18 protein-coding genes are annotated in these 18454 nt (G+C 45.0%); 16 read left to right on the forward strand and 2 right to left on the reverse strand.

Annotated features, from left to right (window positions below):
* A complete protein-coding gene (locus ACTHPG_RS03195; RefSeq protein ID WP_440387676.1) occupies positions 1–2733 on the forward strand; it encodes an InlB B-repeat-containing protein in 2733 nt (910 codons plus the stop codon).
* A gap of 518 nt (positions 2734–3251) precedes the next feature.
* On the opposite strand, the gene ACTHPG_RS03200 is transcribed toward ACTHPG_RS03195, so the two are convergent.
* Positions 3252–4235 (reverse strand): cation diffusion facilitator family transporter, encoded by a 984-nt coding sequence (locus tag ACTHPG_RS03200; protein ID WP_440387677.1) that lies wholly within the window; start codon positions 4233–4235, stop codon positions 3252–3254.
* A 290-nt stretch (positions 4236–4525) separates the two neighbouring features.
* Here ACTHPG_RS03200 and ACTHPG_RS03205 point away from each other — a divergent pair, with 290 nt between their 5' ends.
* The 8 genes from ACTHPG_RS03205 (at position 4526) to ACTHPG_RS03240 (ending at position 10705) form a co-directional block, all read left to right on the forward strand.
* The gene (locus ACTHPG_RS03205; protein WP_440387678.1) at positions 4526–5203 is read left to right on the forward strand and encodes a response regulator transcription factor; all 678 of its coding nucleotides are present in this window, start codon (positions 4526–4528) and stop codon (positions 5201–5203) included.
* Entirely contained in the window at positions 5200–6576 is a 1377-nt protein-coding gene (locus tag ACTHPG_RS03210; RefSeq protein ID WP_440387679.1) for an ATP-binding protein, read from the forward strand. The genes ACTHPG_RS03205 and ACTHPG_RS03210 overlap by 4 nt, the downstream gene beginning before the upstream one ends.
* Before the next feature lie 67 nt (positions 6577–6643).
* Positions 6644–7774 carry an ABC transporter permease gene (locus ACTHPG_RS03215; RefSeq protein ID WP_440387681.1) on the forward strand — a complete coding sequence of 377 codons (1131 nt, stop codon included), beginning with the start codon at positions 6644–6646 and terminating at the stop codon, positions 7772–7774.
* Entirely contained in the window at positions 7771–8448 is a 678-nt protein-coding gene (locus tag ACTHPG_RS03220) for an ABC transporter ATP-binding protein (RefSeq protein WP_440387682.1), read from the forward strand. Before ACTHPG_RS03215 ends, ACTHPG_RS03220 begins: the two co-directional genes overlap by 4 nt.
* A 166-nt stretch (positions 8449–8614) precedes the next feature.
* On the forward strand, positions 8615–9151 hold the full coding sequence (locus ACTHPG_RS03225; RefSeq protein ID WP_440387683.1) for an NUDIX hydrolase: 537 nt from the start codon (positions 8615–8617) through the stop codon (positions 9149–9151).
* A 48-nt stretch (positions 9152–9199) separates the two neighbouring features.
* Positions 9200–9709: a DUF4275 family protein gene (locus ACTHPG_RS03230; protein ID WP_440387684.1), complete on the forward strand. Its 510-nt coding sequence runs from the start codon at positions 9200–9202 to the stop codon at positions 9707–9709.
* Between the two features lie 59 nt (positions 9710–9768).
* Positions 9769–10362: a DUF4304 domain-containing protein gene (locus ACTHPG_RS03235; RefSeq protein WP_440387686.1), complete on the forward strand. Its 594-nt coding sequence runs from the start codon at positions 9769–9771 to the stop codon at positions 10360–10362.
* 49 nt (positions 10363–10411) lie between these two features.
* The gene (locus tag ACTHPG_RS03240; protein ID WP_440387687.1) at positions 10412–10705 is read left to right on the forward strand and encodes an RNA polymerase alpha subunit C-terminal domain-containing protein; all 294 of its coding nucleotides are present in this window, start codon (positions 10412–10414) and stop codon (positions 10703–10705) included.
* A 19-nt stretch (positions 10706–10724) separates the two neighbouring features.
* Here the strand turns inward: ACTHPG_RS03240 and ACTHPG_RS03245 are convergent, their stop codons facing one another.
* Complete coding sequence (locus tag ACTHPG_RS03245; RefSeq protein ID WP_440387688.1) at positions 10725–11663, reverse strand: hypothetical protein; 939 nt, start codon at positions 11661–11663, stop codon at positions 10725–10727.
* A 365-nt stretch (positions 11664–12028) separates the two neighbouring features.
* Here ACTHPG_RS03245 and ACTHPG_RS03250 point away from each other — a divergent pair, with 365 nt between their 5' ends.
* From ACTHPG_RS03250 to ACTHPG_RS03280, 7 genes are all read left to right on the forward strand, one after another.
* On the forward strand, positions 12029–12535 hold the full coding sequence (locus ACTHPG_RS03250; protein ID WP_440387689.1) for a DUF2569 domain-containing protein: 507 nt from the start codon (positions 12029–12031) through the stop codon (positions 12533–12535).
* 100 nt (positions 12536–12635) lie between these two features.
* On the forward strand, positions 12636–13250 hold the full coding sequence (locus ACTHPG_RS03255) for a histidine phosphatase family protein (protein WP_440387690.1): 615 nt from the start codon (positions 12636–12638) through the stop codon (positions 13248–13250).
* Between the two features lie 374 nt (positions 13251–13624).
* Positions 13625–14197 (forward strand): GNAT family N-acetyltransferase, encoded by a 573-nt coding sequence (locus tag ACTHPG_RS03260; protein WP_440387691.1) that lies wholly within the window; start codon positions 13625–13627, stop codon positions 14195–14197.
* 33 nt (positions 14198–14230) lie between these two features.
* Positions 14231–14866 carry a hypothetical protein gene (locus tag ACTHPG_RS03265; RefSeq protein ID WP_440387692.1) on the forward strand — a complete coding sequence of 212 codons (636 nt, stop codon included), beginning with the start codon at positions 14231–14233 and terminating at the stop codon, positions 14864–14866.
* Between the two features lie 234 nt (positions 14867–15100).
* Positions 15101–16087: a radical SAM protein gene (locus tag ACTHPG_RS03270; RefSeq protein ID WP_440387693.1), complete on the forward strand. Its 987-nt coding sequence runs from the start codon at positions 15101–15103 to the stop codon at positions 16085–16087.
* 292 nt (positions 16088–16379) lie between these two features.
* Positions 16380–17393 carry a phosphodiester glycosidase family protein gene (locus ACTHPG_RS03275; RefSeq protein ID WP_440387694.1) on the forward strand — a complete coding sequence of 338 codons (1014 nt, stop codon included), beginning with the start codon at positions 16380–16382 and terminating at the stop codon, positions 17391–17393.
* Positions 17390–18403 carry a GtrA family protein gene (locus ACTHPG_RS03280; RefSeq protein ID WP_440387695.1) on the forward strand — a complete coding sequence of 338 codons (1014 nt, stop codon included), beginning with the start codon at positions 17390–17392 and terminating at the stop codon, positions 18401–18403. Before ACTHPG_RS03275 ends, ACTHPG_RS03280 begins: the two co-directional genes overlap by 4 nt.
* The last annotated feature ends 51 nt before the right edge of the window (positions 18404–18454 follow it).

An 18454-nucleotide genomic window follows, 5' to 3' on the forward strand; every position in this document is an offset into this window, starting at 1 on the left:
ATGGCTTGGAAAAAATGGGTCTCAATAATGATGGCAGTCGTTGTATTTTTAACTTTTGGAACAATAGGTTATGCCGATTCTAGTTCAGATGTAGCTTCAAACTCAATTAAGGTAAACAGCGAACAAGGATATCCCGGAGATTTCGTTGACATTTCGGTACATTTGACACCGGAGGATCTGATCAATCACTATGACATTTCAATTGGGTTTGATACCGCTACATTGGCATTGGTACCTGGAAATGAAGTAACGGATGAATTGGGAGTCATTTCAGTTGAAGGAGGTTTTGAATCGGATTTTTCTAGTAACGGGATGATTAATATCAAGGCTAATCCAGTATTCATTACCGAAGCAGATACAAAGGCATTCACCCTTCATTTCAAAATTCTGGACTCTGCAGAGCCTGGAGATTGGAATTTGAATGTGATAAAACATGATCTTTACGAGGGTAATGAGCTCGCTTCCACCTCAGTTGAGACTGGGAAGGTAACGGTAAAAACAACAAGTGCGATTGAGCATACTGTGACATTCGACTCACAGGGAGGCAGTGTTGTAGAGAGTGTGACCAACGTGGACAGCGGTAAGACGATCAGTGCTCCGCCAGCGCCGACGAAGGCGGGTTATACGTTCGCAGGCTGGTACAAGGATGTGTCCGTTGCGGATACTTGGAACTTTGAAGAAGACGCGGTAACGTCCGATATGATGTTGTATGCACAATGGACGCGGCACGCGGTGAAGATTCAGATTGGCTCGGTGAGCGGAACTCCTGGCTCTACGGTGGACGTACCAGTGACAGTGACCGAATCAACTTATGGAATAGCAGGCTATAGCTTGCAGCTCGATTATGACACAGAAGGTTTGGAAGTAACGGGGGTTAAGGGGAACTCTGGAGATTTCTTCGACTCCAATTACGACAACGCCACAGGCTGGCTTAAAACAGTATGGGTTGATAATGATGGGGGAGATACACCGATCCTGGCAGGAGAGAGATTGTTCACCATTAGTTTCAAGGTGAAGAACGAGGCAGTGTTAGGGGAAAAATCACTTACAGTGCAGACAGAAGATTCCGATCTATTCTCCATTATGGAGTCATCAGGGCTAGAGTTGAACAAAATGCTGATCCCTGGAAAAGTAATGGTAATCGATGGACCAGTGCAACATACTGTTACTTTTAACTCGCAGGGAGGCAGCTTGGTTTCCAGTATTTCCAATGTGAACAGTGGCTCGATAATCAGTGCTCCGACAGCACCGAATAGATCTGGTTACACATTTGTAGGCTGGTACAAAGAAGCAGAGGGCACCAATGTCTGGAACTTTGCAGCGAATGCGGTCACGTCGGATATGACTTTGTATGCAAAGTGGACAAGCAATGGTTCGAACAACTCAAACAATTCGAATAACTCAAACAATTCGAATAACGCAAATAACACTGGCAGTCCATCTGTTCCAAGCACGTCGTCCGACGATAAACCTGTCGGTTTCCAAGTTATTGTTGACGGTATTATCAAAGACCAAATTGCTACAGGATCGACGACTAAAGAGAACGGAAAATCGGTGCTAACGGCTACAATCGATTCATTCAAGCTGGATGATCAACTCAAGCAGGCGGCCGAGAAATCCACTGTGGTCATTCCTGTGACTGCCAAGATGGACAAAATATTAGTGGTTTTGACCGGTGAAGCAGTGAAAAGTATGGAAAATAAGCAATCGATTTTGGAGATACAAACGACAAACGGTACCTACAAGCTGCCTGCTGGGCAAATTGCCATTGATAATATTTCGTCCAAGCTGGGCGAACATGTTAAACTCTCCGACATTGTCGTTCATGTGGAGATTGCCAAGAGCGATGAGAATACAGCTGTTCTCGCCGCGACCTCTTCTGCTCAAGGAGGCTTTGAGGTTGCGGCCCCGCCGGTCACTTTTAATGTAACAGCTTCCTATAATGGTAAAACGGTAGCTGTTGAGCAGTTTAGCAGCTATGTGGAACGTGAAATTCCGCTTCCTGCCGATATCGATGTGAGCAAGGTAACAACGGCAGTCGTGCTGGATTCAAATGGAAGTGTACGCCACGTACCAACCTATTTCACGACTCGCGAAGGGAAGAGTTATGCGACCGTGAACAGTCTCACCAACAGCGACTACTTCCTGATCTGGAATCCAAAGACCTTTGCGGATGTGGAAAGTCACTGGTCGAAACAGGCCGTTACTGATATGGCGTCCCGATTGATTATCAAAGGTAAAGATGAGAATCATTATGAACCCAATGCAGCCATTACCAGAGCAGAACTTACAGCCATTGTTGTTCGTGCATTGGGCTTGTCTGACAACGGCAGCGAGAGTGCATTCACCGATGTCATGCCTAATGATTGGTATGCGGGTGCTGTTGCCAAGGCTATGGAATATGGCTTGATCGAAGGTTATGAGAACAGGACTTTTGCTCCTAACCGAAACATTACTCGCCAGGAAGCCTTAGTGATCATAAACCGGGCGATGAAACTGGCGGGGGTAGAAGCTAATGGAACCAATCTAGAGTCTTTGCTCTCTCCATTCACAGACCAAGCAACAGTTTCATACTGGGCGAAGCAGGCCATGGCTGCAGCTGTGAAGAGCAGACTTGTGGAAGGATCAAACAAAAGCTTGATGCCTACGAAAGATCTTACCCGAGGTGAAACTGCTGCGATAGTACAAAGGCTTTTGCTAGAGAGCAGTTTAATTGACAACCAGAATGACTGATGCATATTTACTGATGTAAAAACTAGGCTCTATGTTTTTAATAGAGCCTAGTTTTTTTGTTGTTAATCGATGATGGAGAGGGAACGTAGAAAAGATCAACACTGGGAGGCTATACTCTACCTGTCTACTATTGTTACATCGCAGCAGGATTACTAATTATTGCAGTAATTTTTATTCGGCATAAGAAGAGGATATTTTTTGTTGAAAACGAAGTAAGTATAGACGTAAAAAAGTACTAAGCTGGGAAACTATCTGGAATCGTCCGAGATTAAAGAGGACGATGAACAACCAGGTGACTTAAAAGAAAAAAATATCATTTCAGAATATGAATTCGATCAAAAGAAAGAGAGGTTACTCTCCAGATACAAGTATTGCAGAGTCCGCTGCGATAAGGTAAAGATTATTTCATTTTCTACTCATACCAAAAAGCTGAACTTAGGCAATTAAAAACAGGGCGTTCCCTTCACCGGGGAATCTGCCCTGTTTTCATTTAGAAGCAACTGCAGTTTATGCCCATCTCAATGGTGATGGTGTGCGTGGGCATCTGGTGCGTCGCCTTTGACAGTGCATAATACCGAGGTGTCATGCAGATGTTTCTCAGACTCCACTTGGAGCGTCACATGTTTGATTTCTTTATGCTCCAGCATATGTTCAATCTTCTGAACCAGGATCTCGGATGCATAGACATCCATCGTTCCATCTACCACGATATGTGCCGTCAGCGCATTCAGGTTACTGGTGATGGACCAGACATGCACATCGTGTACGCCTTTGACGCCATCCACTTGTTTGATGGTCTGCACCAGCTCGTTCACATCCACATTGGCCGGAGTACCTTCCATTAAGATATGCAGAGATGATTTGGTGACGTAGAACCCACTACGCAATACGAGTGCTGCGACAATCACACTCGCCAGTGGATCGGCCCAACCCCAGCCAAAGAACATCATGAGCAGTGCTGCTGCAATGGCCCCAACCGATCCCAACATGTCGCTGATGACATGCAGATAAGCACCGCGCATATTCAGATTATTTTCCGTATCGCTACCACGCATCATGATCCAGGCTACCAGAATATTGACCAGCAATCCGATGACGCTGATGATCAGCATGCCTACGGTTGCGACTTCTGGCGGGTTAATGAATCGACCAATGGCTTCGTAGAAAATGTAGAGTGCAATGGCGATTAACGTGATTCCGTTTAACGTGGCAGCCAGAATTTCAAATCTTCTGTAGCCGTACGTTTTGCCGGTATTCACTGCTTTTTCACCAAACGTGAACGCCAGCAAAGCGATCCCGAGTGCAATGGAGTCGGACAACATATGGCCTGCATCCGAAATAAGTGCGAGACTGTTGGTAATAAATCCACCAATGGCTTCAACGATCATATAGACGGTAATAATAATGAAGGAAAACAACAATACTTTCTTGTTATTGGTGGTGTGAGCGTGGTTGTGTCCATGATCGTGCCCATGGTTATGACTGTGTTGATGTCCAGACATATGAAATCCTCTCCTTTGGAGCGAGGCTCCGTTATGTAATATGAATTCTAGTGTGACTATAAATGATCCTTAACAAGGATTAACCGCCTACAAATGAATATATGAGCGTTCGTTCATATGTTATGATTTTATTATAGTTGCGCCTCATAGTAGTGTCAACCAGATTTAAGGAAATGTAAACATACCAAGGTATCTCCGTGCACGTGCTGGCGAATGAGATTGCTTTTATGCTACCATCTGTGCAGGATCATAGTGAGATGTTCTCGCTACATAGAAGGGCGGATAACGATATGAAACATCTGCTGCTGGCAGACGATGATGCGAATATTCGAGCACTCCTCCGGCATGTCATGACCAAGGAAGGCTATCGGGTTCATGAAGCACAGGATGGACTGGAAGCGGTCAAACTGATGCAAGAAACGCCGATCGATCTGGCGATCCTCGATGTCATGATGCCTGGCATGGACGGACTGGAGTTATGTGATTATATTCGGCAGCATTACGACATTCCAATCATGTTGCTGACGGCACGAGATCAGCTATCTGATAAGAGAGACGGTTATTTGAAAGGAACGGATGAATATGTCACCAAACCGTTTGAACCGGAAGAATTAGTCTATCGGGTAAAGGCGTTATTCCGTCGGTACCATCGCACATCCAGCGATATCATTCGCATGAATCGAATCGTCATTGACCGTAACAATGTGGAGGTTACGGACGGACAATCCATTCTCTTTTTGCCCATGAAAGAATTTGAATTACTCTCACAACTTGCGCAGTTTCCAGGGCGATTGTTCTCGCGGGATGAACTCATTCGGCTCATATGGGGAGCGGATTACGAAGGAGATGATCGTACCGTTGATGTACATATCAAGCGACTCCGTGATCGTTTTGCCGATTATACGGATGATTTCGTCATTCTAACGGTCCGGGGCATTGGTTACAAGATGGAGGTGAAAGCACCGTGAGGACCTTGTACGTCCGGGTATTCCTCATTACAATTGCGGTGATTATGGTCAGCGGCATGCTTGGATTTCTTTTGTCCAACATCTATTATCATGCGAAGCTCAAGGAATTCAATGATGAGAAGTTGGTGGGCATTGCGACGCAAATGAAGCAATTTGTGGAGCAGCAACCGGATACAATGGAGCAATATTTGAACAATGCCGCAGATCTTGGATACGAAATCTATGTGACGGATGGGAAAGGCAACGACCAATTCTACGGCCGCGAATTCCGTGAGAAGGACCTGGACAAGCGAGCGGTAGATCTGGTGCTGAATGGTGAGGTATACCATGGTGTCGCGCAGTTTCCAAGCAAACCGTTTATTACCGGTTTCTTCGATAATCAATTAAGCAACACCGTGGGTGTTCATCTACAGTTGGGCAATACCAATTACGCTCTCTTTATGCGCCCGGATGTAATTCTGCAGTTCGGTGAGCTGCGTATCTTTTTTGCACTGATTGGCGCATTTACCATAGGCATTAGTATTCTCATCTTTCTGATCAGTACCCGCTATCTGGTCAATCCGATTGAACGTCTGTCCGAGGCGACCAAGCGCATTGCCCAAGGAAAATATAATCTGAAACTGCCTACTACAAGGCGTGACGAGATTGGCCAACTGGCTCAGCATTTCATGACTATGAGTCGTGAGTTGGAGAGAGTGGATCAGGCGCGGCAGCAGTTTGTATCCAACGTATCCCATGAGATTCAATCACCGCTGACCTCGATTCAGGGTTTTGCCCAATTGGTGGCGGATCGGGATTTGCCTGAACAGGAGCGGGAGCACTATGCATCGATCATTGAGGAGGAGAGTCGTCATCTCTCCCTACTCAGTAAACAACTGCTTCTCCTGTCCTCCCTTGAACAAGGGAACGAAGATCTGTCCAAAGTAAAGTTCTCTTTGCGAGATCAGTTCCGGCAAGCGGTTCAAGTGTTGCAATGGCAACTTGAAGAGAAAGAACTGCTGCTTCGGATATCGGTGCCCGAATCCATCCAGCTTGTCGGCAATGAAGTGCTGCTCATGCAAGTGTGGATGAATCTGCTGGGTAATGCAGTGAATCATCTGCCACAGGGAAGAAGCATCGAGATCCATGCCGAGCAGATAGATAACCAGTATGTAATTCAGATTCGGGACACAGGGGACGGCATTGCAGCCGAGCATCTGCCTTTCCTGTTCGATCGATTCTACCGGGTGGACCGTGCGCGGGAACGTTCTTCCGGACGAACCGGGCTTGGACTTGCCATTGTGCAGAAAATTATCCGAATTCATGACGGTACAATTGAGGTTTCCAGTTCGCCTGCGGGTACGGTCTTTACCGTGACCCTTCCGCAGATGTAATCTGTTATTCATTTGCCGTTCATTTTCGCCTCCTATACTTGGGTTATCAAGAGGGAGGTCACACAACATGTACTTGGCTATTCGGGAAATGAGGTATGCCAAAGGGCGGTATGCCTTAATTGCTACAATCATGGTGCTGGATTCATTTCTGGTACTGTTTGTTACAGGTCTTGCACAGGGGCTGGCGTATGATAACGCAGCTTCGGTCAAAAATATGGCAGCAACCCATTATGTGCTGGAACAAGATTCGAATCATCGGTTTACCCGGTCACAAGTCGATCAGGATCAGCTTGATCAAGCTCGCTCCGTAGTGGGGAAAGAGAACGCTGAGCCGCTCGGTGTGAAAATGACAACCGTCAGTCCAATGGGCGACACGAAAAAGATCGATGTCACGTTGTTCATGGTGAATCCGGAGGGCTGGCTTGCTCCAGCGGTTACCGAAGGAACTCCGATTACGGATCAGACCAACGGGCAGGTTGTGGTGGATCATAAGTTAGCTGAATCTGGTGTGACGATTGGCACCGTTCTGGTCGATCAAGCTTCGGGGATGAAGTGGACCGTTGGCGGATTTGTACAAAATGAGTCTTTCAGTCACTCTCCGGTCGTGTTCCTGAATGAAGAAGAATGGCATACGCTTCAAGGAGGGACACGGACTACACAAGGTTCGGCCGATACTAAAGCCAATGCTCCGGTATACAATGCCATTGCCATCAAGGGTGCAGGCGAGCAGGTAGACGGCCTGAGTGCTGCAATGCCTAATACGGAAGTCATCACGAAGTCAGATGCTGTATCGGCTATTCCTGGTTATAAGGAAGAACAGGGATCGTTGCTCATGATGATCGCTTTTCTATATGTCATCTCGGCGTTTGTACTTGCGGTATTTTTCTATGTCATCACGATTCAGAAAACGAGTCAGTTCGGCATATTGAAAGCGATTGGAACTCGGAATGGTTATCTGGCGGGTAGCGTTTCTTTACAAGTCTTGGTCCTGTCCGTCGGTAGTCTGGTAATCAGCGTGCTATTGGTTCGATTGTTTGAGTCCATCCTGCCAGCATCGATGCCGTTTCAATTGGGCTTATCCACCCTCGCCTTGACCTGTGTATTATTCATCCTCATGTCTGTGGCGGGTTCGTTATTCTCGGTGTGGAAGGTTACCAAAATTGATGCGCTTGATGCGATTGGGAGGACAGCAGCATGAGAAACCGATTGGTATTACAGGGAATTACACAGAGCTTTGAAGATGGTGGCAGCAAACGCACCATACTGGACAAGTTGGACCTTGAGGTTGCCGAAGGGGAACTTGTAGCTGTGATGGGGCCTTCCGGCTCGGGTAAAAGTACATTCTTGTCCATTGCCGGGGCACTTCTTGAACCAACGGAAGGACAGGTTCTGCTGGACGGGGCTTCTATTATGGGCAAAAGCAAACAAGATATATCTGATGTACGGCTTCAGCAGCTAGGTTTTATTTTTCAAAGTGCCAATCTCATTCCTTATTTAAAAGTAGAAGAACAACTCATGGTCGTTGCAAAGCTCGCCGGAACGGATAAAATCAAAGCGGAGAAACGAGTGGATGCGCTGTTGGATACGGTAGGTTTGACTCATCGGCGGAAGGCGTATGCGGAGAAGCTGTCTGGCGGGGAACGTCAGCGGGTGGCCATTGCACGGGCCTTGATGAACGACCCGGCTGTCCTGCTCGCAGATGAACCGACAGCCAGCCTGGACGCGGAGCGTGGACTGGATATTGTGAGCATGATTGCGCGGCTCGTAAAGGAGCAGGGCAAGAGTGCCGTGATGGTTACGCATGATGAGCGGATTTTGCCGCTCTGTAGCCGGGTTCTTTTTTTGGAAAAGGGCAAGCTGGTACAGCATTAGAAGGAGCATGGTCTGAGAGTCTGGAGAGAGAACTGATCCAAGGTTTAAAGGGCGCAGAGAGCGAAAGAAGAGGGTCACGTATTCCCGGTCGGGAGGTGGCCTTCTTTCTGTGTTTTCGACTATAATTGGAAGAATAGTGGAATTACATAGAGAGGAACGGATGTGGATGAGCAGTTTGAATGCGGAACGATTTCCGGCGCTGAGTACGTTAATTCATTGGGGGATTATTGAGGCGGAGTTCAGATTGAACGAGATCGTGGATGAAACGTTAGTGAGCAATATTAGCATCATTCCGTTTGTTGGGGAGCAATGTGTTGTTTTCCAACTAGATAATGGAGACTGGGAGCTGCCTGGAGGAACGCTTGAAGCAGGTGAGCAGTATATGGACGGACTGAAGCGCGAACTGATGGAGGAGTTGGGGGCAGAATTACGATCCTATCAGATTTTCGGTCAATTTCACTGTACATCCAGTGCGTTGGAACCGTATCGACCGCATATCCCGCATCCCCATTTCGTACGAATCATTGGATATGGAGATGTTGAACTTGTTGCTGATCCGCTGAATCCAGAGGATGGCGAGCAGGTGGTTGCTGTTGAAGTGGTAGAGATTGATGAAGCGATTCGGAGGTTCCAGGCACAGAACAGATATGACATCGCCGAGATGTACAAACTGGCTCATATGCTGCGAGAAGAAGCTAGATAGTCAGGCGAGGACCAGGTATTTTAATTCCAATATCCTAGGGAGGTAATGATGATTCGAGATAAAATTAACGAGCTGCTGGATACTTTACCCGAATTGGAACTGAACCGAGCGTATTGGGGGATTGAGCGTATCCATCAGGAATATATGTTCAAGAAGAATTTGCAGGATAAGGGAGTTGTCGTGTCCGAACTGTACGAGGAATCCGAAGGGATTGTACAGCAATGGGACAGGACATTCGCCAATAATATCGATGATGTAGTCAAAGAGTCTATCCATTATAGCCAGTACAAGTGGCATATGTTCAGTTATGAACAACAGAAATGTCTGACACATGACGAAGCACGAGATGCTTTTGATGCCGAGCCGAAAGATGAAGTATATGTGATGTATGAAAATGGTGGTTGGGTGCTTTTATACGAAAATGCGAATCGGATCATTGCAGCGGATTTTGATTCGGAGCAAGATATCTATATCTTCGACCTTGCGTTTACATGGACTTACGTGTATACGCACGAATCCATGTGTGGTCCTTATTTTTATAAAATAGAACAAGCATGATTCTGAACAAAAAAGGGTAACAACGTATTAAATAAACTTTGCCTTGGGAGTGATATCTAATGCAGGAACTTTTTAAGAAGATCATCAATACAGAAGTCAAACCCGTATTTGCCAAACAAGGCTATTCCAAGAAAAATCTGAATTTCTACAAAACGGATGGAAACCTCATATATAAGTTCAACATTCAAAGAGCAAAGTATAACACCAGTAGTCAAGTCCAGTTTTATGTTAATTGTGGTGTTCATTCTAACGAACTTGCAGAGTTGCAGTCCGTTGGATTGAATGGAGACATATCGGAGTACGTATCTCATTTTACCTGCCGAATCAGAGAAATAGCCCCTTCCGCTCCGGCCCACTATACCTTAACGCCTGATATCGATGCAGACGCTTTATCGAAAGAACTGGTGTCACATTTGGAAGAGGGCATGTCATTCCTGCACTCGCTAACAGGGGCCAGAGATATAGTCCATTATTATATGGATAAGACAGCGCTACATTTAAGCGAAGTAACGTTTCGCTTCCTGCTAAAAGCCGGCAATACGGAAGAAGCCAAGCATTATTTACAGCAACTGCATGCCAAATACGGAGCCGAAAAGCGCTGGACGATATTAGAAAAGAAATATGCAACCGTTTTTGCCGAGTATGGATTGTGAATTTAGCATAATGTAGCAATACAATACTTAATCCAGGAGAGATGTCCACATGTCAAACGATAAAGGAACACTCAGAACATGCGAACAAGGACATTCGTATTATAAGAAAAGTGATTGTCCAATCTGTCCGACGTGCGAATCTGAACGTAAACCGACAGAGGGATTTCTAGCTTTGCTGTCCGCTCCCGCCAGACGTGCCTTGGAGAATGAAGGCATTGCGACACTACAGCAACTATCAGCGTACACGGAGAAAGAGATCCTAAAGTTGCATGGAATCGGACCATCTGCCATACCTAAACTGCGAAACGCATTGGAAGAAGAGGGATTATCGTTTAAGAAATAACCCTCTTCACTCCTTTACTTTAATCCAAAACAGAAGTAATCTCCTCCATCGTTACCTGGTACAGCAAGTTACCTTCACTGAGTAGCAGACGATGCTGGCGAAAATCTTGCCGTGCCTGCTTGAAGGGCTGATCTTCTTCATTTAGCAAATCAATCTTCTGCCCCTTGCTGAATTTACCGGGTTTCTCCATTTTCTTAAGTACAAACGTCCCATGTTTACCGTACCCGGCATCGAACAAGAAATGATAACCATCTGTACTGAAGCCGGAGGAACCTGAGATGTTTGGATTCATCAATGTAACGTTCGTTTCACTAGTGCCCCCTGAGATACAACCGAGTTCAAAATCGGTATAGAAGTAGAACCAGACCTGTTTCTCATTCACCACATTAAGTGCGTAACAATCCGCAATGTCAGCTGCGCTGTTTTCGTACAGTTTATTGCCGTACTCATCCCAGGCCAGCAGACCAGATGATCCAATCGGATCGCTCCATCCGTAGTTCCCAAAGATACCTTCATCGAAGTAACTGGTCCAGATCGTTCCCTTCTCTGTAACCTGCACACTCTGAATTCCGTCTCCCAGCAAAAACTCGCGGATCGGTTTTCCTTCCAGATCACACACTTTGGCGTTCAGATCATAATGTTCATCCCCATAATTCGCACACCGTGCCCCGACGAGCAGCAGATGATCATGTAATGGTTGTACGTAATGATAATTGAACGTCTGTCCCCAAATGACAATTTCCTTGATAGTTTGATCTGTCACAATAAGTACTTTGTACGTATAGCTTTGATTCAATTGACTTTGGACGAATATACCTCGTTCTCTTTCAGGGATCTGATTTATCAGCAGCACATAGACAATGCCATCAACGCCCCACTGGGTGGAAACGATATCGAATCCTTTGACATAATCTGAGATATCGGCAAAAGGCAAAAGTTTTACTTTGGGATTGGACATATCCATAACCTCCTTCGTAGTCAAATGCAGAGTCACCATCTGCATCTGTATAAGAGCATTATGACGTACGCGTACTATGCTGAACATGGCGGAAGTATAGCGAAGGTTTCCTTTGATATTTCAGCGTATGAGTATAATGTTCTGAAATTGAAGCTTCTTCCTTGACACACGTAGTACAATAAGGAAGTTGTGTAAAATTCTATATGATCAGAGGATGGGGAGGTAGCTATAGAAGAGTATCAGAATATACATACAACGCATTTGGAATAAGGAGATAGAAGCACCCGTAGATTCGATTTGGAGTAGTACTATTACGAGGAAGACTCATCTCAGAAAAACAAAATGATATAAGGAAGTGTTACGAAGTGGAACCACATATTCAAGAACCAAAAACAGACTACCGTCCACTAGGCGTATCAGGATTGGGTGGCTGGTTAATTCTTGTCCAGATTGGATTATTTCTTACAGTAATTCTGCTTGCAGTGCAATTAATTCAATTTTCTTTACCCACAATGACGACAGAAACATGGGAGTTGCTGACTTCAGAGCAATCAGACTATTATCACCCGTTATGGGGTCCCGTCATTATTTTTGAGACGGTATATAATGCACTCTTTTTAGTGTTTGGTATTTATACGATCATTGCTTTTTATAGCAAAAAATCGATCTTTCCTCGTCTGATGATCATGTTTTATAGCGTAAGTCTGGCCGTTGGTATTATTGATTATCTGTTGTTGCTCCAGATTCCAATGGCGAGAGAACTTGAGGATGGAAGCTCAATCAGAGATATTGCTAAATCTGTCATCACTTGTGCCATCTGGATTCCTTACTTTATCAAGTCGGAACGAGTTCATAATACATTTGTAAGATAAATGGGTTGCAGGAAATGCCCGATCTTGGATAGAAGCTATCTGAGGTCGGGTTTATTTGTGAAGGAATCTGTTCCATAGGAAGTGAAAAGGAGGGAAGATCTTGAAAATTTATCTGGTAAGACACGGTATGGACGAGGAAGGGTATCGGGGTGGATGGAGCGAGCGTGGACTTACGGAACAGGGGATCAATCAATCCAAGAAACTGGGAGAGCATCTGCATCATCACGCTGAGGAGTACAACATACATACGATCATGAGCAGTGATCTTCCTCGTGCAGTGCAGACAACACAGGAAATTGAGAAGAGATTAAACATGCAAGCAATCTTCATGGAAGAATGGAGGGAGATGAATAACGGAGAGTTGGCAGGTATGCTTCATAAGGATGCAGAAGTGCATTACCCAGGAGTATATTTCAACACTCTCGAGATGCAATCCCCTTTTCCGGGAGGAGAAAGTCCAAGGGATTTTTATAATCGTATAAGCACATCTTTCGAGCGTCTCCTTAGAGATATAGAGGAACGGACAGTCCAGTCCAATGTCCTGTTAATTACTCACGGCGGAGTGATTAACATTCTGTATTATCTGCTTGAGAAGCGGGAATGGAGCAATAAATCCGGCTTCTATCCCATGGGTAACACCAGTGTACATACCTTTGAAAAGGGAGAACATGGTTGGAAACTTGGCAGCGCAAATGTGTTAAGTCATCTTGATTAGTCGTTTTACCTTGGAGAAAACTCGGTTGGATCTCTGGACCACGGGATTTGTGGATTGAAGAACACCCTTGAGGATAAGGAGGAAAAGGATTATTTTATTGTTAATAAAAAGAATTACAAATGTAGTGTTAGTCGTCTCGATTCTTGTGTCTTTCTATTATTTGTATATTATGCTTGTTCATCTACCAACAGATGGTTTGGAATTAGCAAAATTAAAAATTAGATCCACTGTAGCGTTAGGAGTTACGGCAATCGCTGCGTATATTAGATTAAAGTTATAGAAACTATGATCGATTTTACAACAGATGAGTTAGGCAATTTTGATCGAACTGCTGTGAATATTTTTGTCCTAACAATCTCAAGGAGGGTGAGTCTATGAGAACAATTGAAAGTTTCTTCGAACCATTTCCGGTGTTGGAGACGGAACGGACGGTACTCCGGCCGCTTACCTACGATGATCTGGATGATATGTATAGTTATTGCGTTGTACCTGCTGTATCGGAGTTCACTACCTGGGACGCGCATCAGAGCAAAGAAGACACCAAAGCTTTTTTGGATTTTGTCATGAGTCGCTATGAGACAGATCTAATAGGCCCGTGGGGGATTGAAGATAAACATACCAAGAGGCTGATTGGTAGTTGTAACTATCTAGGGTGTGATAGCGATAACAGGAGAGTCGAGCTGGGATATGTATTATCTGATCAATATTGGAATCAAGGCTACATGACCGAAGTGGTGAAACGAATCATCCAATTTGGATTTGACGAAGTGGGGCTCGAGCGAATCCAGGCCAGATGTTTGGTGAGGAACACAGGTTCCGCCAAGGTTATGGTGAAGGCAGGCATGCAATTCGAGGGTGTTTTAAGGAAATATATGATGGTGAAAAATGAATTTCAGGATTTGAAGATGTATGCCATTGTAAAAGAAGATTTCTATAACTTGTATTAAATAAAGAAGGTATTTTTGAAAGGAAGATCGAGGTTGAACAAAGGAATTCTGTATCTTATTCTATTCATGACTTTTTTAAGCAGCTCAGAAGTGGCATACCATCGTAATGCCGTTTCACAAGAACCTACTACATCTCATGCAACTAGGATATTTACTGAGGATGAATTCCAATTTCAGATTAAATCCAAAGATATTAAGATTAAACTCGGAAGTACTCGTGAAGAGGTTGAGCAGCAACTTGGACCACACGTAGATTATTATAAACATACGAATTTCTACCAGTATAAAGATATGACTATTCATTACAAGGATGGCCGTGTGGATGGCATCATGATTGATGACCCGGCAAAGTTCAAAACGTATAAAACGCCAAGCGGAATAGGTTATGGAAGTACAGTCCAGGAGGTCTTTCAACAATATGGCAAGAAAGCTTTTATAGATACTAAAAAAGGAAAAGTAACAAGTATTACATATATCATGGAGAAAAATAAACAAGGAAATTACCATATCATAGCGTCCTTTGATCATGCAATTTTGGAAGAAGGCAGATATGAGAACATGAATGGATTATCCATGAATTTTGATCACAAAGGTCGTGTCTCATTCATCATGCTGGCGAGCCATGAGTTTGCTTATAATCCTGAGTTCAATATGGATGATATACAATAAAAGGAGGAAATAAGAATGAGCTTGATTGGATAGTATCTGGCTATGCCTCAGGAAGTAATCTCTCAACTGTATCGTAGTTTATATTGTATATTCAATAATCATATGCCGAGCTCTGGCCCATTCCTGATCATTGAGGAAATGGGTTTTATTTTTGTTTTCAGCAAGCAACGTACATAATGTCATATCTTGAACCGGGTGCCTTCCGCTATAATCTTCAAGTTATCCAAATGTGGAATGAATGAAGGAACCAGGAGGTACAACAAATTGATAGCCAAAAACAGATATAAATCACTCGAACTGGAAACACCCGGCGTATATGAGCTGGAAGGGCTTGAGGTGGGAGTGACATCGAACTGCAATTATAAATGTGACTACTGCTGCGCCTACAATCGGGATGATGGAGCATGCATCGATAGTCAGGAAGTGATCCGTATTATTAGTGAGCTTCCTCGTCTCAAGCGCGTGCGATTGTCCGGGGGCGAAGTTACCCTGAAATACCAGGATTGCTTGGAAATCGTGGCGTACTGCGCGGCACATGGCATCGATACACAATTGAACAGTAATGCCAGTCTGCTGACAGAAGAACGGATTCTCGCATTGCGTGATGCAGGATTGTCCAACATCCATATCTCGTTCAATTATACGGATGCAGAGGCCTATGCTGCGTACTACCGTGTGCACCCTCGCATGTATGAGAGACTGGAGCAGAATATCCGTTTGTGTACGGAAGCCGGTCTGGAGACGGTACTGGAAACGTTACTGTTTGCAGGGAACCAAGCGAACATGCAGGCCATTAGTGATAAGGTGTATGATCTGGGTGTGCGTATCCATGAGATCCAGAACAGCATTAAGATGCCGCATACCGATTGGAGTCAGATTGTATCCAGAGAGTCCCTCGTTCGATCTGTAACGGAATTAATCGGGCATAAAAAGCCGGATACAACGCTATATTTCACCTGTATGGATCGGTTCGCTGAACAATTGGATTTGCGTGAACAACCAGGGGTGTATTTCTCTAATTGTGTAGATGGCACGAAACAGCTGCACTTGCACGGCAACGGGGATATTCTCATCTGTGAGTTATGCCATCCTGTTGTGATTGGCAATATCTATAACGGAACGTCGTTGAAGGATATCTATGCCCAGCAGCCGCCTGCATTAAAAGAATTTCTGGAGAAGCGGCCTTGTCCCGCTTACGATGCTCTTTTTGCTGACGCATAACAGCAAAATCTGTTGGAGAAGATCTCTAAGCAAAACGAAACATGTATGCGATACTCGTGACATTTAGGGTTCTATAGATTGAAAATCAAGGTGATCTGATTTCCTCAATGGGGCAACGGATGGCCTTTTTTTATGGAATTATTTATTCACACAATAACAGCGATTGGAAGGTTGTTCTGTCATCGGAGTGTCAGTGTGAATGTTCTTTAGTTCAATTGATATGGTTTCAGATTCATTTAAGCTACTCGGCCTAATATGGCTTTAAGAACTTAGATGAAGAGGTGAGCTTCACATGATGAAGATCTATGAGAAACCAACCCGGAAAGACCCACATAAAAGGCCCATTTCCCCAAGAAAGCGCAGATGGCTCATCATCACACTTGTCATGGTGCTCACGGTGGGGGGAATCCTGTACAGCCTGGTTGACCGTTATCTAATCCGACATGTGCAGGTGGTTGTAGCGGATGAGAACACGACAACGGCAGCAACGGGCAACAGGAATGATTCCACCAGCACATCGACCACCTCAACTGAAGTGAATGCAACGTCAGATGACTGGAATTATTCGAGTGATGATATGGAGGTCCATATTGAAAAGGTACAGACAGGATCTGGCTCGGATCAGATAACGTATTATGTCGCTGATGTTCAGCTAACAGATGCAAGCAGCCTGCGAACTGCACTGGCGGACAATAGTTTTGGAACGAACATTACCGAGAATACCTCAGAGATTGCCGCAGCTAACAACGCGATCTTTGCCATTAATGGTGATTATTACGGTTTCCGCGATGATGGTGTCATTATTCGGAATGGAACATTGTACAGGGATAGCCCGACGCGGGATGCACTTGCCCTGTTCAATGACGGAACGATGAAAACATACAACGAGAACGAGATTTCTTCCTCGGAACTGCTGGCAGATGGTGCAACCAATACGTTATCCTTTGGACCCATTTTGATTCAGGATGGCGAGATCGTCAGTGATTTTAGCAGTGTGAAAATTGATAACAACTTCGGTAACCGCTCCATCCAGGATGCCAATCCAAGAACAGCAATCGGTATGATTGCTCCAAATCATTACGTCTTCGTGGTGGTGGACGGACGGCAGGACGACAGCCGTGGCATGACCCTGGCAGAACTGGCCGATGTCATGAAAGGCCTTGGAGCAACCGAAGCTTACAATCTGGACGGCGGCGGTTCATCCACAATGTATTTTATGGGTCGAGTCGTGAATAACCCGCTGGGGCGTAACCAGGAACGTGGCGTAAGTGACATTCTATATCTGACGGAGGGACAAGGATCATGACCATATTAATTCCATCATATGAACCCGATGTGCGTTTACTGAATCTCATTCTGCAGTTACAGACATTTAAACTTGGGCCCATTGTAATCGTGGATGATGGCAGTGGACCCGGTTACCGTGGAATTTTTGAAACAGCAGAAGCCTATGGTTGTACGGTCCTGACACATCCCGTCAATCTGGGGAAGGGCAGGGCACTGAAGACAGGCTTTCAGCATATTAAGGAGCATGGACCTCAGGGCGGAGTGGTATGCGCGGACAGTGACGGACAGCATCTGCCACATGATATTAAGCGTATCTTCGAAGTATTGCTCGCACAAACGACACCCGGAATTGTACTCGGCAGCCGTCGCTTCAGTGGTAAGATTCCAGCACGCAGCCGTTTTGGCAACACAGTCACACGGGCGGTCTTTTCCTTCACGACAGGCACCAAAGTATATGACACGCAGACAGGGCTACGCGGTTTTCCCTACGCCATGCTGGACTGGCTGAACCAGATTCCCGGGGATCGGTTTGAATACGAGATGAACATGCTGTTAACGTCACACAAGGAAGGGTATGAGATTACAGAGGAGTTTATTGATACGGTGTATCTGGATCACAATGAGTCCTCTCATTTCCGCCCACTGGTTGATTCGTTCCGGATCTATATGCCCATTCTGATGTTCAGCACATCTTCGGTACTGTCGGCTCTGATTGATTTTGGATTACTATTCGTTATTCAGTATTTCACGCATAATCTGTTTCTATCAGTTGTTGCTGCAAGGCTGTGCAGTTCCATCTTCAACTATACGATTAATCGGAAGTACGTATTCTCCGCAGGGCGAACCTCGAAGGTTCGGAAATCTTTGCCCAAATACTTCTCGCTTGTCCTGCTGGTGCTGCTATTAAACTATGGTTTACTGTATTTTTATAATGAAAAACTGATTATCCCACTGCTCGCAGCGAAGCTGTTGACCGAGGTGTCCATCTTTGTGTTCAGCTATTGGGCGCAGCGCAGATTTGTCTATTAACTCTGAAGAGAGAGTGAGCCTATGGCTTGCTCTTTTTTTGTTGAAACGGTT

Source organism: Paenibacillus sp. SAF-068, assembly GCF_051967555.1.
In the GTDB taxonomy this organism is placed as follows: domain Bacteria; phylum Bacillota; class Bacilli; order Paenibacillales; family Paenibacillaceae; genus Paenibacillus.

Excerpts from the sequence above, each read along its gene's own strand:
- ACTHPG_RS03195 (WP_440387676.1), top strand. The coding sequence starts at position 1 with ATGGCTTGGAAAAAATGGGTCTCAATAATGATGGCAGTCGTTGTATTT.
- ACTHPG_RS03200 (WP_440387677.1), bottom strand. The coding sequence starts at position 4,235 with ATGTCTGGACATCAACACAGTCATAACCATGGGCACGATCATGGACAC.
- ACTHPG_RS03205 (WP_440387678.1), top strand. The coding sequence starts at position 4,526 with ATGAAACATCTGCTGCTGGCAGACGATGATGCGAATATTCGAGCACTC.
- ACTHPG_RS03215 (WP_440387681.1), top strand. The coding sequence starts at position 6,644 with ATGTACTTGGCTATTCGGGAAATGAGGTATGCCAAAGGGCGGTATGCC.
- ACTHPG_RS03220 (WP_440387682.1), top strand. The coding sequence starts at position 7,771 with ATGAGAAACCGATTGGTATTACAGGGAATTACACAGAGCTTTGAAGAT.
- ACTHPG_RS03225 (WP_440387683.1), top strand. The coding sequence starts at position 8,615 with ATGAGCAGTTTGAATGCGGAACGATTTCCGGCGCTGAGTACGTTAATT.
- ACTHPG_RS03230 (WP_440387684.1), top strand. The coding sequence starts at position 9,200 with ATGATTCGAGATAAAATTAACGAGCTGCTGGATACTTTACCCGAATTG.
- ACTHPG_RS03235 (WP_440387686.1), top strand. The coding sequence starts at position 9,769 with ATGCAGGAACTTTTTAAGAAGATCATCAATACAGAAGTCAAACCCGTA.
- ACTHPG_RS03240 (WP_440387687.1), top strand. The coding sequence starts at position 10,412 with ATGTCAAACGATAAAGGAACACTCAGAACATGCGAACAAGGACATTCG.
- ACTHPG_RS03245 (WP_440387688.1), bottom strand. The coding sequence starts at position 11,663 with ATGTCCAATCCCAAAGTAAAACTTTTGCCTTTTGCCGATATCTCAGAT.
- ACTHPG_RS03260 (WP_440387691.1), top strand. The coding sequence starts at position 13,625 with ATGAGAACAATTGAAAGTTTCTTCGAACCATTTCCGGTGTTGGAGACG.
- ACTHPG_RS03270 (WP_440387693.1), top strand. The coding sequence starts at position 15,101 with ATGAATGAAGGAACCAGGAGGTACAACAAATTGATAGCCAAAAACAGA.
- ACTHPG_RS03275 (WP_440387694.1), top strand. The coding sequence starts at position 16,380 with ATGATGAAGATCTATGAGAAACCAACCCGGAAAGACCCACATAAAAGG.
- ACTHPG_RS03280 (WP_440387695.1), top strand. The coding sequence starts at position 17,390 with ATGACCATATTAATTCCATCATATGAACCCGATGTGCGTTTACTGAAT.